General features: G+C 36.2%; 15 protein-coding genes and 1 tRNA gene. 11 read left to right on the top strand and 5 right to left on the bottom strand.

Annotated elements, in window-relative coordinates; genetic code table 11:
• The first annotated feature begins 1 nt into the window (after nt 1).
• From PHP31_00725 to PHP31_00690, 8 genes are all read left to right on the top strand, one after another.
• Complete coding sequence (locus PHP31_00725) at nt 2-1,027, top strand: GntG family PLP-dependent aldolase (protein MDD3737804.1); 1,026 nt, start codon at nt 2-4, stop codon at nt 1,025-1,027.
• A 70-nt stretch (nt 1,028-1,097) separates the two neighbouring features.
• The gene (locus PHP31_00720; protein MDD3737803.1) at nt 1,098-2,612 is read left to right on the top strand and encodes a GH3 auxin-responsive promoter family protein; all 1,515 of its coding nucleotides are present in this window, start codon (nt 1,098-1,100) and stop codon (nt 2,610-2,612) included.
• Nucleotides 2,613-2,655: 43 nt separating this feature from the next.
• Nucleotides 2,656-3,279, top strand: coding sequence for a deoxynucleoside kinase (locus tag PHP31_00715; GenBank protein MDD3737802.1), 624 nt, complete (start codon nt 2,656-2,658; stop codon nt 3,277-3,279).
• 76 nt (nt 3,280-3,355) lie between these two features.
• Nucleotides 3,356-3,904, top strand: coding sequence for a DUF177 domain-containing protein (locus PHP31_00710; GenBank protein MDD3737801.1), 549 nt, complete (start codon nt 3,356-3,358; stop codon nt 3,902-3,904).
• Between the two features lie 8 nt (nt 3,905-3,912).
• On the top strand, nt 3,913-4,095 hold the full coding sequence (gene rpmF, locus PHP31_00705; protein ID MDD3737800.1) for a 50S ribosomal protein L32: 183 nt from the start codon (nt 3,913-3,915) through the stop codon (nt 4,093-4,095).
• A 15-nt stretch (nt 4,096-4,110) separates the two neighbouring features.
• Complete coding sequence (locus tag PHP31_00700; protein MDD3737799.1) at nt 4,111-5,067, top strand: phosphate--acyl-ACP acyltransferase; 957 nt, start codon at nt 4,111-4,113, stop codon at nt 5,065-5,067.
• Between the two features lie 48 nt (nt 5,068-5,115).
• Nucleotides 5,116-6,123 carry a ketoacyl-ACP synthase III gene (locus PHP31_00695; protein ID MDD3737798.1) on the top strand — a complete coding sequence of 336 codons (1,008 nt, stop codon included), beginning with the start codon at nt 5,116-5,118 and terminating at the stop codon, nt 6,121-6,123.
• A 23-nt stretch (nt 6,124-6,146) separates the two neighbouring features.
• Nucleotides 6,147-7,430 carry a DUF5694 domain-containing protein gene (locus PHP31_00690; protein ID MDD3737797.1) on the top strand — a complete coding sequence of 428 codons (1,284 nt, stop codon included), beginning with the start codon at nt 6,147-6,149 and terminating at the stop codon, nt 7,428-7,430.
• Nucleotides 7,431-7,597: 167 nt separating this feature from the next.
• Here the strand turns inward: PHP31_00690 and metG are convergent, their stop codons facing one another.
• From metG to ruvB, 4 genes are all read right to left on the bottom strand, one after another.
• Nucleotides 7,598-9,649 (bottom strand): methionine--tRNA ligase, encoded by a 2,052-nt coding sequence (metG, locus tag PHP31_00685; GenBank protein ID MDD3737796.1) that lies wholly within the window; start codon nt 9,647-9,649, stop codon nt 7,598-7,600.
• 29 nt (nt 9,650-9,678) lie between these two features.
• The gene (locus PHP31_00680) at nt 9,679-10,944 is read right to left on the bottom strand and encodes an arginine deiminase family protein (protein MDD3737795.1); all 1,266 of its coding nucleotides are present in this window, start codon (nt 10,942-10,944) and stop codon (nt 9,679-9,681) included.
• 64 nt (nt 10,945-11,008) lie between these two features.
• Nucleotides 11,009-11,929 (bottom strand): tRNA epoxyqueuosine(34) reductase QueG, encoded by a 921-nt coding sequence (queG, locus tag PHP31_00675; protein MDD3737794.1) that lies wholly within the window; start codon nt 11,927-11,929, stop codon nt 11,009-11,011.
• A gap of 29 nt (nt 11,930-11,958) precedes the next feature.
• Entirely contained in the window at nt 11,959-12,981 is a 1,023-nt protein-coding gene (gene ruvB / locus PHP31_00670) for a Holliday junction branch migration DNA helicase RuvB (GenBank protein ID MDD3737793.1), read from the bottom strand.
• 271 nt (nt 12,982-13,252) lie between these two features.
• Between ruvB and PHP31_00665 the strand changes: the two genes are divergently transcribed.
• Nucleotides 13,253-13,324: transfer RNA gene (locus PHP31_00665), tRNA-Met, on the top strand.
• Nucleotides 13,325-13,456: 132 nt separating this feature from the next.
• On the opposite strand, the gene PHP31_00660 is transcribed toward PHP31_00665, so the two are convergent.
• A complete protein-coding gene (locus PHP31_00660; GenBank protein MDD3737792.1) occupies nt 13,457-13,627 on the bottom strand; it encodes a 4Fe-4S binding protein in 171 nt (56 codons plus the stop codon).
• Between the two features lie 411 nt (nt 13,628-14,038).
• Between PHP31_00660 and PHP31_00655 the strand changes: the two genes are divergently transcribed.
• Entirely contained in the window at nt 14,039-15,877 is a 1,839-nt protein-coding gene (locus PHP31_00655) for a 2-oxoacid:acceptor oxidoreductase subunit alpha (protein MDD3737791.1), read from the top strand.
• 18 nt (nt 15,878-15,895) lie between these two features.
• The coding region (locus PHP31_00650) for a 2-oxoacid:ferredoxin oxidoreductase subunit beta (GenBank protein ID MDD3737790.1) at nt 15,896-16,744 on the top strand (849 nt) is incomplete at its 3' end.

The raw sequence follows: 16,744 nt of genomic DNA, 5'->3' as shown, positions 1-16,744 counted from the left end.
TATGATAGTAGATTTACTCAGCGATACAGTTACAAAACCAACACCCGAAATGCTCCAATACATGATGCAGGCACAGGTTGGCGACGATGTATATGGAGGCGACCCGACAACCAAGCGATTGGAAGAAAAAATCGCTAAAATGTTTAATAAGGAAAGTGCTCTGTATTTTCCTTCGGGAACTATGGCTAATCAGGTTGCTATAAAAACTCATACGCAACCCGGACAAGAGATTATTTGCCATAAGTTGTCGCATATATATTACTATGAGTCTGGAGGACCGGCTTTTCATTCTGGCTTGTCAACTTGCTTGTTATCCGGCGATAGAGGTCATCTCGACCCCGATGATGTAGAAAATCACATAAATCCATCCGACGATGTTCATCGTCCGCCAACAGCTTTAGTGTCTGTCGAAAATACCATGAATAAAGGCGGTGGCAGTATCTACGATTTTAATAAATTGGTGGAAATAGGTAAAATATGCAAAAAGCATAATTTAAAATATCACTTAGACGGAGCCAGACTGTTCAACGCTTTGGTTGAAACCGAGCAAACAACCGAAGACTATGGAAATTTGTTCGACAGTATTTCGGTGTGCATGTCGAAAGGATTGGGAGCTCCTGTGGGTTCGGTGCTAATGGGAGATAGCAAATTTATAAATACTGCAAGACGCTACCGAAAGATGTTTGGTGGAGGAATGAGGCAGTCAGGCTATTTGGCTGCAGCCTGTATTTATGCACTCGACAATAATATTTTACGTCTGAAAGACGACCATAGAAGAGCTAAACTTTTAAGCACCGAATTAGAAAAACTCAACTATGTGCAAAGCGTAGCAAAAGTTGAAACCAATATTGTTCTTTTTAAATTAGACCCAAAAGTAGACGCCGATAATTATGTCAGTCAATTAAAGAACGACGGCATACTGACCATGCACATGGGTTACAATAATATCAGAATGGTAACACATTTAGGTATCGATGATAATATGATTGATAGAACAATTGATGTAATTAAAAAATATAAAATTTGACCTTTATTGGCGATTTAATACTACCTTTACCACTTTTAATATTTTTAGGAAATAAGAATTAAAAACAGAGATGGCAATATTCAACTCAATAGTATCGTGGTTTATGCGTCGGCGCATGCATCAAATAGAATACTTTTTGAAGTATCCCGACGAAGTACAAAGGGAATGGTTACAAAAGCTTTTGCAAAGCGGTAGCAGTACCGAATGGGGCAAAAAATACGACTACGATTCAATAAACAATTTTTACGATTACGTAAATCGCGTTCCCATTAGCAAGTACGAAGATTTGCAACCATACATTGAAAGGCTACGAGCAGGCGAAAATAATATCTTGTGGAATACAGATGTAAAATGGTTTGCCAAAAGCTCAGGAACAACAAATAGCAAAAGTAAATTTATTCCGGTAACTAACGAAGCTCTCAACGATTGTCATTACAAAGGCGGCAAAGACCTAATAGCTATTTATTTGCACAACAACCCCGACTCAATAATATTAGAAGGAAAAACATTGGCTATGGGAGGGAGTCTTAAGCAAGACGGAGTTGGTGGACAAATTGCTTGCGGTGATGTGTCGGCTATACTTATGGACAATCTTCCGTTTTGGGCTCAATTGGCACGCACTCCAAGTATTGATATAGCTTTGATTGAAGATTGGGAAGAAAAACTAGATCAGATGTCAAACGCAACCATTAAGGAAAATGTTACTGCTCTTATGGGTGTCCCATCGTGGATGTTAGTGATGCTTAACAGAATTTTGGAAATGACGGGAAAGAAGTACATCAACGAAGTTTGGAATGACTTGGAGCTTTTTATTCATGGTGGTGTTAATTTTTCTTCGTACAGAAATCACTACGACAAAATATTGAGTAAACCGTTGTATTACCTGCAAACATACAATGCCAGCGAAGGATTTTTCGGAATACAAGATAGGTTAGTAGCTACCGATATGTTGCTAATGCTTGATTACGGCATCTTTTACGAATTTATACCGTTAAGCAACTTGCAATCCGATAATCCTAAAAGTCATCCCATTTGGGAAGTAGAAATGGGCAAAAATTATGCAGTTGTTATTTCAACCAATGCAGGACTATGGCGGTATATGATTGGCGATACAATTGAATTTACATCTTTAGACCCGTACAGAATTAGGGTTACCGGACGAACCACAAGTTTTGTCAACACTTTCGGAGAAGAAGTTATTGAAGACAATGCCAACAAGGCTTTAGAAGTTGCTTGCAGAAACACAAATTCCGATTTTACAAACTATACCGTTGCACCTTATATCAACGAAGATAACAATACTGCAATGCACGAGTGGATTATTGAGTTTGTGCAAGTGCCCGATTCTGTGGACGCTTTTACTCACGAGCTTGATGTGGCTCTTAAAAGTTTAAACTCCGACTACGAAGCCAAAAGGCATAAAGATATTATGCTAAAACCGCCAAAAGTACATGCAGTACCCAGAGGAACTTTTTACGAATGGATGAGAAATCGTGAAAGATTAGGTGGTCAGAATAAGGTGCCCCGTTTGAACAATGAAAGAAATTATGTTGACGAAATATTACAAATGTTAGCTGAAAAATAATATCTTTGTTAGCAAAATATAAATAATCACAATAAAAAATATAATGGGAAAACATATAGCAATAGCCGGAAATATCGGTGCAGGAAAAACAACCCTAACACGTTTGTTATCAAAACAATTAAATTGGCATCCTTTGTACGAGGATGTTGATACAAACCCGTATCTGCATAGTTTTTATGAAGATATGCAACGTTGGTCTTTCAATTTGCAAGTTTACTACTTAAATAGTCGTTTTCGTCAGGTAATAAATATCAGAAACAGCGAATTTGATGTTATTCAAGACCGTACCATATACGAAGATGCGTACATCTTTGCACCCAACCTACATTCAATGGGATTGATGGAATCACGTGATTTTGAAAACTATTCTTCACTGTTCGAGCTGATGGAATCGTTTATAAAGCCGCCCGAACTACTTATATATTTGCGTGCCGAAATAGGTACTCTTGTCAGAAACATACAAAGGCGCGGCAGGGAATATGAGGCAGGTATAAGATTAGATTACCTGAAAAGTTTGGGCGAAAGATACGAAGCATGGATAGACAACTACAAGTACAGCAATCTGATTATTTTAGACGTTGATAATCTTAACTTTGAAGATAATCCGCAGGATTTGGCTAAGGTAATTCAAAAAATAGAAACTCACATGCACGGGCTATTTGCCTGATTGTCTGCATTAGTGATTCATTATTTTATAATTAAATAACTTATTATGTTTGCAAAATTTTAAAAATAATGTACATTTGCAAACTTTAATAGTTATTGGAATGAAACCTACAGATAAATTGGATGAATTTAATATTTCGTTGGCAAACTTGAGCGACGACAGAAATGAGTTCAATTATTCTGTAACGCAAGAATTTATGCAAATTTTCAATCCCGATTACTCAAAAAAAACCGACATCGATATTACTATCGTTTTACAAAAAAGACACTCGATAATAGATGTTGATATTTGCGGAAAAGGATGGATTGAAGTTATGTGTAATCGTTGCGCCGAAGATTTCATTTATCCGGTAAATATTGAAGAAAAATTAATAGTTAAATATACTGATATCCCTACTGAAGATACAGTTGAAGAGAAGTTCATACATTACTCAAGCACCGAAATAAATTTTTCGAAAGAAATATACGATATTATTTATCTTGCAGTGCCTATGTATGTGGTTCATCCGGACACCGAAACAGGTGAGTCCACGTGCAATGCCGATACTTTGGAGCTATTGCGGACTTATTCGGAAAAAAACGTGTCTTCGCATTGGGATAAACTTAAAGAATTAATAGAAAAATAATAATTATTATGGCACATCCTAAGAGAAGAAATTCAAAAGCTAGAACGGCAAAACGCAGAGCACACGACTTTTTGAAAGAACCTACAATAACACTATGCTCAAATTGTCAAAGCCCTGTATTGTATCACCGTGTGTGCAAAGAGTGCGGATATTATCGTGGAAAGCAAGTTATAGAGGCAAAAGAGGCATAATTATTTTAGTCTGATATGAGAATAGGACTAGATGTTATGGGAGGGGATAAGGCTCCTAATGCAACGCTTGACGGAGCCATTCTTTCTATTCCTTATCTGCACGACGAAGATGTTATTGTTTTGTTTGGCGACGAAACATTAATATCTGAGTATTTGCATTCGCACAATGCAGATATGGCTAAGTTTGAAATTGTAAACTGTAGCCAGGTAATAGAAATGAGCGAGCATCCTACGCGAGCCTTAGTTCAAAAGCCCGACTCAACAACGGTTGTCGGTTTTCAGCATCTTAAAAATAAGCAAATAGACGCTTTTGCAAGTGCAGGAAACAGCGGAGCCATGTTAGTTGGGGCTGTACAAAGCATTGGTCTTATCGACAAAGTTCTGCGTCCGTGTGCTTCGGTTGTTATTCCGCAAGAAAACGGCTCATTTACAATGCTGTTAGACGTTGGAACAACTCCTGACTCTAAGCCCGAAAATTTGTTGCAATTTGCTATTATCGGCTCAACTTTTATGAAACACCTTTATAATATTGATAATCCTATTGTAAAGCTGCTTAATATTGGTTCCGAAAGCGAGAAGGGTAGCATATTGTATCAAAAAGCTCACAAACTATTGAAGCAAAGTGAAGATGTAAATTTTTGCGGAAATATTGAAAGTAGAGACGTGTTGAGAGATAAAGCCGATGTTATTGTTTGCGATGGATTTACAGGCAATATAGTGCTTAAATTAATCGAATCTTTTTATTACATGTTGTCTAAAAGAGATAAACTTGATGATTTCTTCGTAAAACTTAACTACGAAAAATTTGGTGGAACTCCAATTCTTGGTGTTAAAGGCAATGTAATGATAGGGCATGGAATTTCCAGCGGCGAAGCAGTTTGTAACATGATAATTAATTGCAAGAAGATTCATCAATCAAACTATATTGAGAAATCTAAACTTATTTTAAATAATTATAAACCAGTTAATTAACCGAATTAAAAATATCAGAACAGCAATTGTTCTTACAAAATAAAATATATGAACAGAAATATAAAAGCAGTTATCACAGGAGTATCCGGATATCTTCCTGATTATATTTTGACTAACGAAGAATTGAGTCGTATGGTTGATACATCAGACGAATGGATAATGACTCGTATAGGAATTAAAGAAAGACGATTATTAAAACAGCATGGCTTAGGCTCTTCGTACATGGCAGAACATGCAGTAAACGATTTGCTTAAAAAAACAAATACCAATCCCGAAGATGTTGATATGGTAGTTTGTGCAACTGTTACTCCCGATATGCTTTTCCCTTCAAATGCTTCTATTGTTAGCGATAAGTGCGGAATTAAAAATGCTTTTAGCTTTGATATAGAAGCTGCTTGTAGCAGTTTTTTGTATAGTCTTTCTGTGGCACAAAAATTCATTGAATCAGGTACGCATAAAAAGGTTATTGTTATTGGAGCCGATAAAATGTCGTCAATAATAGATTATACCGACAGAGCTACTTGTCCTATCTTTGGCGATGCGGCAGGTGCAGTACTTTTGGAACCTACAACCGAAGATGTAGGAATTATAGACTCATATTTGAGGTCTGACGGAGTTGGTCGTCATCATTTATATATGAAAGCCGGTGGCTCAGCTTATCCCCCAACTATCGAAACCGTTACAGCTCGCGAACACTATGTTATTCAGGAAGGACAAGTAGTGTTCAAATGGGCGGTTAGCAAAATGGTTGAAGCAACCGAAGAAGTACTGAAAAAAAATAATTTAACCATCAACGATATTGATTGGTTAGTTCCTCACCAGGCAAATCTCCGAATTATACATTCGGTAGCTCATCATCTTAAACTTTCACCAGACAAGGTAATGATAAATATTCACAGGTACGGAAATACCACTTCCGGAACTTTACCACTTTGTTTGTACGACTACGAAAAACAACTCAAAAAAGGCGATAAAATAATATTGGTTACTTTTGGAGGAGGCTTCACCTGGGGAGCTACCTACTTAAAGTGGGGTTACGACGGGGATAATAAGTAGTTAAGCAGTATTAAAACAAAAATATGAAACAGTATCAAATTTTGAAGACTATTATTGTGTTAATGGCAATGTTTTTTTGCTTTCAAACAGAAATAAAAGCACAGACAAAAACAGAAGTACTTGTAATAGGGACAATTCATGCTGGACACATTGACAACCCAAATTACTCATTACAAGACCTTGTGAATATTTTGGGAACATACAATCCCGACGCGATTTGTGTCGAGATACCACCATCATATTTTAGAAAGCAATCCTATCTAAAAGAGATGATGTTAGCTGCTATATACGGTTTTGATAATAATAAAAAAGTTTACCCTATTGATTGGTGGGAAACTCTTTCTGACGCTCGAGCTGAAAGAAATGAATATATCAAAACTGACGATTTTAAAATCAAAAGCCAACAAGCAGATTCTTTAAAAAACAATAATCGTATAATGCAAGAATTCACAGCGAGATATGGCACAATGGATAGCATATGGAAAAATAATATAATGAGCTATGAGTTCTTTAATGGCGAAGATTATAACGACTACATTCGAGAAATGTACACCATACTAATTAATGTATTTGGCGATGGATGTATGAATTTATATTCAGAATTACGTAACGCTAAGATGATGGAATTAATCAACAAAGCCATTTCTGAAAATGAAGGGAAACGCGTTATTGTACTTACAGGGGCTGAACATAAGTATTATTTTGATATCGCCTTTTCAAAACAAAAAGGTGTTAAATTGATTAACTTTAAGGAATTATTACCATTAAAAACAATAGCTCTAACCTCAAACTTAACAGAGTTTATTGACAGAGATTTGGCTAAGGGTTATTATGATGTATCGAATGCTTCATCTGTTGATATTATGTATCAGGGGGCATTAGTCCCGCTTGTTCATGGTATGGGAATGGATTACGACCCTGCTATTATACCTGCTGAAAACGTAGAAAAAGCCAATTCCATTATAGCTGAATGGGAATCAATAAGTTCAAAATCAACAGTATTACAGTTTGAGAAAGCATGGATTAAGTTTTTAGAAGAAGATTATTTAACTGCGATTGAAATATCAGAAAATATTAAAGATAGGATTGACGAATTTCCGAAAGAAAAACATTGGTTTTATGTAGGACATTATTGGCGTAATTTGGGGTTTTGTTATGACATGACTAATCAAAGAGAGAAAGCAGTAGATGCTTATAAAGAATGCATAAAAGCTTGTGAAACGTTGGGTGTTGACATGAATTTTGCCAAAAATTATATCTACAAAAATTTTGAAAATGAACCTTACATGAGGAAAAAGGACAAATAAAGTTACATAACACTGTATTTACAACAGGCGAAGTTGTACGCAAATTTGCAGTTCTGTACCTCGCACCACGCAATTCGTAACCCGTAACCCATAACACGCAACTCGAACCACGCAACACGTAACACGTAACACGAAAGCCAACAGCTAATTAAAATAATAGTTAAACTCTACTTAACCGTACTTCCGTTATCAATAACAGAACTTGGCGAAACAAAATGAAGTTTTCCTTCGTTGTCTTCAGCCATTAAAACCATTCCTTTAGATTCAATTCCTTTGAACATTTTGGGCTGCAAGTTTTCCAAAACTACAACCTGTTTGTTTATAATATCGGCAGGATTAAAGTGTTGAGCTATGCCCGAGACTATCACTCTCTTTTCGGAACCTAAGTCGATTGTAAGTTTAAGTAGTTTGTCGGTTTTTGCAACCTTTTCGGCTTCTACAATAGAGCCCACAACCAAATTCATTTTTACAAAATCATCAAAGTTGATGTTTTCTTTAACTTCAATCTTTTTGTTTTTTTCGGTGTTTTCTTGTAAGGTCTTATTTAGTTTGTCGATTTGAAAATCAATAGCTTCATCTTCAATTTTGCTAAATAACAATTCAGCTTCGCCTACAAGGTGTTCATCTTTTACTATGTTGTGGCTGCCTGCATCGTTCCACAAAAGTTTTTCAATTTTAAGTAATTTGAACAGTTTAGCTGATGTAAAAGGCAAGAACGGTTCGCAAAGTATTGCCATATTGGCACAAATTTGAATTGAAATATTCAATATTGTTTCAACTCTTTTGGGGTCGGTTTTAAATACTTTCCAAGGTTCGGTATCGGTTAAATATTTGTTTCCCAATCTGGCTAAGTTCATCAACTCGGCTAAAGCCTCTCTAAATCTGAATTTGTCAAGCGATTCACCTATAGTTGAAGGATATTTTTGCAATTCTTTAATAACTTCTTCATCAATCGAAGTCAAATTGCCTATAGGTTTTACTTTTCCATCGAAGTATTTGTTTGTCAGACTTATAGTTCTGTTAACAAAATTACCGAATATGGCAACTAATTCGGAATTGTTTTTCGTTTGAAAATCTTTCCAAGTAAAGTCGTTGTCTTTGGTTTCGGGAGCATTTGTTGTAAGTACGTATCTCAAAACGTCTTGTTGGTCGGGAAACTCAACCAAGTACTCGTGAAGCCAAACAGCCCAATTTTTCGATGTAGAAATTTTATTTCCTTCCAAATTTAAAAACTCGTTAGCCGGAACATTTTCGGGCAATATGTACGAGCCTTCTGCCTTTAGCATAGCCGGAAAAATAATGCAGTGAAAAACAATATTATCCTTGCCTATAAAATGGACAAGTTTTGTGTCGTTGCTTTTCCAATAGGGTTTCCAATCTTTATTATTTTGTTCAGCCCATTCTTTCGATGCCGATATGTATCCTATAGGTGCATCAAACCATACGTACAACACTTTACCTTTAGTATCGGGTAGCGGAAGACTAACTCCCCAATCCAAGTCGCGAGTAACTGCACGAGGTTGCAGACCGCTGTCTAACCACGATTTGCATTGTCCGTAAACATTGGTTTTCCAATTGGTTTTATTTTCAACAAGAATCCATTCCTTAAGAAAATCTTCGTAGTCGTTTAACGGCAAGTACCAGTGTTTAGTAGGTTTTCTTACAAGTTTAGCTCCGCTAAGCGTAGATTTAGGATTTATCAAATCAGTTGCATTGTGCGAAGTCCCACACTTTTCGCATTGGTCGCCATAGGCTTCTTCGTATCCGCATTTTGGGCAAGTTCCTATAATATATCTGTCGGCTAAAAACTGTTGAGCTTGTTCGTCGTAGTATTGTTCTGTGGTTTGTTCTATAAATTTACCTTCGTCGTAAAGCTTTTTAAAAAAATCGGAAGCCGTAGCGTGGTGAACTTCCGAAGAAGTGCGACTATATACATCAAATGAAATTCCGAAATCGGAAAATGATTTTTTTATAATATCATGGAATTTATCAACTATATCTTGCGGTGTAACTCCTTCTTTCAGAGCTTTTATCATTATAGGTACACCGTGTTCGTCGCTACCGCCTATAAATAGTACGTCTTGTCTGTTAGAACGCAGGTAACGTGCATAAATATCAGCAGGAACATAGACACCGGCAAGGTGTCCAATATGTATAGGTCCGTTTGCGTATGGCAAAGCCGAAGTTATAGTATATCTTTTGTAATTTTTTTCGTGCATTTTTGTTGATGTGATATTATTTGCAATAGTTATAAAGGTTTACGAGTTAGAGGCAATGTCATACATCTGCAACCGCCGCCACCGCGCGAAAGTTCGGCACCGTTGATGGTTATTACGCATTGTTTATAGTCATAAATGTTTATGTTTTTGTTTATAACCTCGTCGGCTGTAAGCACTTCGTAGCCATTTTTGTTAAGTTCTTCAATTGTGTGAATGTTTCTGCCGTAGCCCAATATTTTTCCGGGAGCAAGTGCAAAAAAGTTTGCACCGCTGTGCCATTGTTCTCTTTCTTCCAAAAGCTCTTTTCCGCCGCCACAGTATAATATTTCCAAATCCATTCCTAATGATTTTAACACTGTTGGTATATTGTCAACTTCGTTAATAGAAACCACTTTGCCGTTTTCGTACTGTATATGTATTGTTAAATATCTGTTTGGCAGCATAATAAGGGGCTTATAAACCATACATTGATGCGTGTTAATAAACGTAAACACCATATCTAAGTGTATAAATGAAGCCGGAGTATAAGGAAGTTCCTGTACGATAATATGCCCTTTTTGACGATTGTTTTTCAGATAATTAAGTACAAAATCGATTCCGGTAGTAGATGTTCTATCACCGGTACCGACAAGTAAAATATCTTCTCTTGCTATAAGGAAGTCGCCGCCTTCAAAGCTAATAGGTTTGTTGTTGTTGTTTTCATCGGTTTTTGGACTTGTTACTATTTTGGTGGCTATGTTTGGGTGATGTTTAAAAACATGTTCCATGATAATAGCCTCACGATTCCTAACATTGCTTGCCATTCGGCTTATAAAAATATTGTCGTTTATACCGATAGATATATCACGTGTGAAAAACAAATTGTGCAAAGGTCCAATTTCGTAAGGGTCGTTGTCTAAAAATTTTGTTAATGTATCTTTTTTAAGTTCAACACCTTTGATAATAGCCGAGCATAGGTCGTTGTTCGATAATGAATTAAGATAATCCATTACGGCAGGTGTAATATACTCTTTTTCAGCAATTTTTGTTAAAAAATCACCTCTGTTGTTTCCATTGTTAAAAGCATCTAATAAAAGCTCTTCTATCTCAAAAACATTGGCAACTTTGCTTATTACATTCTGATATACAGCATGTTCTCTTTTAGCTACATTCAAGTTTAAAATATCGTTATAAAGAGCCTTTTGTGCATATTCGGGTGTCATGTTTTCAAGTTCAATGCCAGGCGTGTGCATTATCACATTTTCTAATTGTCCTACTTCGGAATTGATACTTATTTTAATATTATTAGACTGCATAATACTATAACCTTTTTTATTTACTGATTTGAATTTATGTTATTGCAAAATTAATAAAATGTTACTAACGTAGGTAATCTATATTTCTTTTTAATCCTCCAAATTTGGCTCTTTTAATTGCTGAGCCCTCAAATATTGTTTTAAAACTCTCTTCATCAATGTTTTCCCAGTCGTGGGCTGTAAGATTTTTTATATTATCAGAAAGCTTAAAATCAGGTTCTTTGTGATGCTTTACTTTTTTATTCCATGGGCAAACTTGTTGGCAAATATCACAGCCGAATATCCAGTTGGAGTACGTGCCTTTGAACTGTTTGGGAATTTCTTCTTTGTTTTCAATCGTTAAGAATGATATACATTTGTTTGAATCAACAACGTATGGCGATGTTATTGCTTTGGTAGGGCAGGCATCTATACAGTTTGTACAAGAACCGCAGTAATTTTTTGGCTCTTTTGCCAAAGTAGTTTCTGTAAGTTCAACGTTGGTGGCAATACCGCAAATAAAAAAGTAAGAACCAAGTTTTTTATTAATTAGCAATGAGTTTTTCCCTATCCAGCCCAAATTTGCTTTTTGAGCCAACGCTTTTTCCATTATTGGAGCAGTATCAACGAAAATTCTTGTTGTCAGCTGTTTGTGGTTTTCTTCAATTTGTTTGCTTATTCTTTTCAGCTTTTTTCTTAATACTTTGTGATAATCCTTTCCGTAAGCGTATTTTGATATTTTGTAGGTGTTATCAGACAAACTCTCGTTGGTGTAATAGTTTTGCAAAAAAATAAAAACCGATTTTGCACCATCAATTATTTTCGAAGGGTCTTTTCTGATGTCAACATTTCTATTCATGTAGTGCATCGATGCGTTAAAACCCTTGTCTAACCATTCGTCAAGTTTTTTATTATTAAACTCAAGCGATTCTATATTAATATAGCCAACATCATCAAAACCTTCGTCAAAGGCTAATTTTCGTACAAATGATATCAAATTATCCAACTAAATATGGTATTATTGTTTTTTTATTATCAGAATAACGTATCCGTATCTTTAGCTTTGGTTTTGCCAACGTGTAAGTACGCTTTTTCGGTAGCTTCTCTGCCTCTTGGTGTCCGCATAATGTATCCTTCTTGGATTAAAAAAGGCTCATACACTTCTTCAATTGTATCGGCATCTTCGCTAACGGCAGTGGAAATTGTCGAAATACCAACGGGACCACCTTTAAACTTATCAATTATGCACGATATAATTTTATTATCCATTTCATCGAGTCCGTTTTTGTCAACTTGCAGTGCATTCAATCCGTACTGAGTTATTTCCATATCAATGGCACCATCGCCTTTTATTTGTGCAAAGTCTCTAATTCGTCTGAGCAAAAGATTTGCAATACGCGGTGTGCCTCTGCTACGTCGGGCAATTTCAATAGAAGCATCGTATGTAATATCTATTTTTAAGATACCTGCCGAGCGAGAAATTATTTTTTGCAAAGTATTTGTATCGTAGTATTGCAATCGGGAGTTAATGCCGAACCGAGAGCGTAACGGAGCTGTAAGCAATCCCGACCTTGTTGTTGCTCCTACCAAAGTAAAAGGGTTTAGCGAAAGTTGTACGCTTCTGGCGTTTGGACCACTTTCTATCATAATGTCTATCTTATAATCTTCCATTGCCGAGTACAAGTATTCTTCTATTATCGGGTGCAAGCGATGAATTTCATCTATAAACAGAACATCGTTTGGACCAAGTGCAGTGAGCAATCCTGCCAAGTCGCCGGGTTTGTCCAATACCGGACCCGATGTAACTTTAATATTTACGCCCAATTCGTGAGCTATAATATACGATAAAGTTGTTTTGCCTAAACCCGGAGGTCCATGTAGCAACACGTGGTCTAGCGCTTCTCCTCTCTGTTTTGCAGCAGCAACAAATATTTTTAAATTATCGATTATTGACTTTTGTCCCGAAAATTCGCTAAAATCTTCAGGTCGCAATGCCTTTTCAATGTCTTTATCCGTTGCATTAAAGTGCTTATCTGTTGCATCTAAATTGATGTTCATTATAATAAATCTTGTAAAATAATTATTAACGACTTCAAAAGTACAAAAATAGTGTGTAATTATGTTGCTACTGTACAAGTTTTTTGTGTTACATCTGTCAAATCTTATTATTTACATCAAAAACTTTCATCTATGTATTTGCTTTCATTCAATCAATTAGCTTTAAATAATTATAAAAATGCATCAACTTTTCAATTTCCTGTTGTATAATTTCAAAAATTGATTATCTTTGCGGAAGCAATATTGAAGTTCAAAAAATTAAAAAATATATTGCGGGGTGGAGCAGTGGTAGCTCGTTGGGCTCATAACCCAAAGGCCGCAGGTTCGAGTCCTGCCCCCGCTACAACAAAGATAGAGCATCATTAGTTAAAAAATGGTTGCTTTTTTTAATCGTATCTTAAATTTTTTAATTTGACAAAAAAAGCTATCTCGGTTTACCCAAGATAGCTTTTTTGTTTTTGTTTAACTAATTCTATTAGTCTTCAGGGTGAATTGCTTCAACCGGACAAGCTTCGGCGCATGCACCGCAGTCAATGCAAAGGTCTGGGTCAATTTTATAAATATCACCTTCCGAAATAGCCTCAACTGGGCATTCGTCGATGCATGTTCCACATGCTATACAATTTTCTGAAATTTTGTGTGCCATAGTTATGTGTTTTTTAGTTGTTTTTTGCAAAAATAAAATAAGGTTTAATAAAATGGATGTTTTTATTTTGATGCAAAAATTAATTACTTTAACAATTATTTTAATTAATTTGTCTATCTGCCATAAAACTAACATGTTATAAAGCGAACAAAGTTCTTAATTAGACTTATTATAATTTATAATTTAGTTTTAGTTTAAATAAAGATAAAAACCAATCAACTATCTCTAATCCCTTACAAATATTACCATTACGCAAGTTGAAACTTGTTAGGGTTAAAATTAGTTCAAAATAATTTTTTTGATTACGGTTTTCTTATACCTTTGCAGTTTGTTATTAAAAGGTAATACGAAATTAATAAAAAATAAATCTATAAAAAATATTTAAAAACATTTTAAAGCTATACAAATAGAATGAAAGAACAAGTTAGTTTTATTGAAAAAGAGGACATTGTCGTTAAATTTGTTGGCGATTCGGGCGATGGAATGCAATTAGCAGGAACTATTTTTAGCCACACTGCTGCGCTTCTTTACCTCGATTTGGCAACATTTCCCGACTATCCAGCCGAAATTAGAGCGCCTCACAATACTGTTGCAGGTGTTTCAGGATTTCAGGTGCATGTAGCGTCTAAGAAAGTTGGTTCAACAGGCGATTTTGTTGACATCTTGGTTGCTATGAACCCAGCTTCACTTAAAGCAAACAAAAAATGGTTGCGAAAAGGAGCTATGATTATTGTTGATGTCGATACCTTTGTAGATAAGGCATTTGAGAAAGCCGGCTACAAAGAAAATCCATTGGATGATGGCAGTTTATCCGATTATCAAATTGTTCGTGCTCCCATAACAACATTATGTCGCGAAGCCCTTGTTCCATTAGGCTTGACAAATGTTGTTGCCGACAAAACCAGAAACATGTTTACCCTTGGTTTGCTTTACTACATTTTAAATTGGACTTTGGAACATACTAACAGGTACTTTGAGCTAAAATTTAAAAAAGACGAAAAATTAGTTCAGGCTAACAAAATAATTTTAGAAGCCGGCTATAATTTCGGCGATACTATGGAAGTACTCAATCGTACTTACAAAATACCAAAAGCGCCATTGCCTAAGGGTAAATACAGAAATATTACCGGTAACATAGCAACTGCTTGGGGCGTTATGGCAGCGTCGGAACGTTCGGGACGACCATTGTTTTTAGGTTCGTATCCTATAACACCGGCTACCGACATTTTAATAGAACTGTCTAAGCATAAATCGTTGGGCGTTAAGGTTTTCCAAGCCGAAGATGAGATTGCAGCTATCTGTTCCACAATCGGAGCATCGTACGCCGGAGCTTTAGCAGTTACGAGTACATCCGGTCCTGGTTTATCGCTAAAAAGCGAAGCTTTAGGTTTAGCAGTTATGACTGAGCTACCTCTACTAGTAATAGACGTACAAAGAGGTGGTCCTTCAACCGGATTGCCAACCAAAAGTGAGCAAAGCGACCTAATGCAAGCTCTTTTCGGAAGAAATGGCGAAGCACCTCTTGTTGTTGTTGCTGCCTCCACTCCTGAAAATTGCTTTTATTCAGCTTACAATGCAGCAAAAATAGCTTTGGAGCACATGACTCCGGTTATTCTTCTTACCGACGGTTCTTTAGGAAACGGTGCACAATTGTTCCGCATCCCAAAAGTTGCCGATTTGCCAGAAATAGTTCCTCCATTGGCAAAACCTAACGAAGAAAACTTTGCTCCTTACAGAAGAGACGAAAATACTTACGTTAGAAAATGGGCTATCCCTGGAACAGAAGGACTTAGACACAGAATAGGCGGTTTGGAAAAATTAAATATTACAGGAAGTGTTAGCACCGATCCGGATAACCACCAACTTATGGTTGACTTGCGTGAGAAAAAAGTTCAGAAAGTTGCCGACTTTATCCCAGAACAAGAAATAATAGGTGATGCTACCGGCGATTTATTAGTTGTTAGCTGGGGTGGTACACTTGGAACTACCTTAGGTGCTGTAGAAGAAATGCAAAAACAAGGTAAAAAAGTTAGTTTGGCTCACTTCCACAATATTATGCCTTTGCCCAAAAATACTAAAGATATTTTTGGTAATTTCAAGAAAATAATTGTTTGCGAGCTTAATAGCGGACAATTTGCCAATTACCTAAGGATGAACTTTCCACAGGTTGATTTTATGCAGTACAATAAAGTTATGGGCTTACCTTTTACCATAACCGAGTTAGTTGCAAAATTTAATGAAATAGTTTAAAAATAAGGAGTTATAAGAATGAATAAATTCCCAGAAAAAACAATAGAAAGATCCGATGTAGAACTTCAAAAGTCGGATTTTGTTAGCGACCAGATGGTAAAATGGTGTCCAGGTTGCGGTAATCACGCTATATTGGCTGCAACCACAAGTGTATTCCCAAAAATAGGATATCGTAAAGAAAACTTTATGGTAGTTTCCGGTATAGGATGCTCATCTCGTTTTCCGTATTACGTTAATACCTACGGATTCCACGGTATTCATGGTAGAGCTCATGCTATAGCCACCGGAATGAAATTGGCTAATCCTTCGTTAAGTGTATGGATTAACAGCGGAGACGGAGACTCTATGGCTATTGGTGGAAATCACTTTATACACATTGTTCGTCGCAACTTAGATGTTAATATTATATTATTCAACAATCAGATTTACGGTCTAACAAAAGGACAGTATTCGCCTACAACACCAATGGGCAAGATTACTGCAACATCACCGTACGGAACTATTGAATCGCCTTTTAATCCCGGCGAATTGGTTTTAGGTGCTCAAGGAACTTTCTTTGCACGTGCCGTTGATAACAATATTAACATGATGACGGATATTATGTTCGAAGCTGCTAAACACGATGGGACATCAGTAATTGAAGTCCTCCAAAACTGTGTTATTTTTGCCGACAAAGCTCACCATGCTGTTGCATCTCGTGAAAACAGAGATGAAGCCCAGCTTCACTTAAAACAAGGTCAGCCAATGATTTTTGGTAAAGATAAAGATAAAGGTATCGTGCTTAAAGGTAAAAAATTAGAAGTTGTACAAATAGGAAAAGACGGTATTACCGAAGATGATATTTTGGCTCACGATTCGTACACACAA

This window comes from Lentimicrobiaceae bacterium, from assembly GCA_028697555.1.
Lineage (GTDB): Bacteria > Bacteroidota > Bacteroidia > Bacteroidales > UBA4417 > UBA4417.
Note: the sequence above shows the minus strand (reverse complement) of the source record. Positions and strands in the feature narration are given on the sequence as shown.

Bases quoted from the DNA above. Each gene is read 5' to 3' on its own strand.
- PHP31_00725 (MDD3737804.1), top strand. From the start codon at position 2: ATGATAGTAGATTTACTCAGCGATACAGTTACAAAACCAACACCCGAA.
- PHP31_00720 (MDD3737803.1), top strand. From the start codon at position 1,098: ATGGCAATATTCAACTCAATAGTATCGTGGTTTATGCGTCGGCGCATG.
- PHP31_00715 (MDD3737802.1), top strand. From the start codon at position 2,656: ATGGGAAAACATATAGCAATAGCCGGAAATATCGGTGCAGGAAAAACA.
- rpmF (MDD3737800.1), top strand. From the start codon at position 3,913: ATGGCACATCCTAAGAGAAGAAATTCAAAAGCTAGAACGGCAAAACGC.
- PHP31_00700 (MDD3737799.1), top strand. From the start codon at position 4,111: ATGAGAATAGGACTAGATGTTATGGGAGGGGATAAGGCTCCTAATGCA.
- PHP31_00695 (MDD3737798.1), top strand. From the start codon at position 5,116: ATGAACAGAAATATAAAAGCAGTTATCACAGGAGTATCCGGATATCTT.
- PHP31_00690 (MDD3737797.1), top strand. From the start codon at position 6,147: ATGAAACAGTATCAAATTTTGAAGACTATTATTGTGTTAATGGCAATG.
- metG (MDD3737796.1), bottom strand. From the start codon at position 9,649: ATGCACGAAAAAAATTACAAAAGATATACTATAACTTCGGCTTTGCCA.
- PHP31_00680 (MDD3737795.1), bottom strand. From the start codon at position 10,944: ATGCAGTCTAATAATATTAAAATAAGTATCAATTCCGAAGTAGGACAA.
- ruvB (MDD3737793.1), bottom strand. From the start codon at position 12,981: ATGAACATCAATTTAGATGCAACAGATAAGCACTTTAATGCAACGGAT.
- PHP31_00660 (MDD3737792.1), bottom strand. From the start codon at position 13,627: ATGGCACACAAAATTTCAGAAAATTGTATAGCATGTGGAACATGCATC.
- PHP31_00655 (MDD3737791.1), top strand. From the start codon at position 14,039: ATGAAAGAACAAGTTAGTTTTATTGAAAAAGAGGACATTGTCGTTAAA.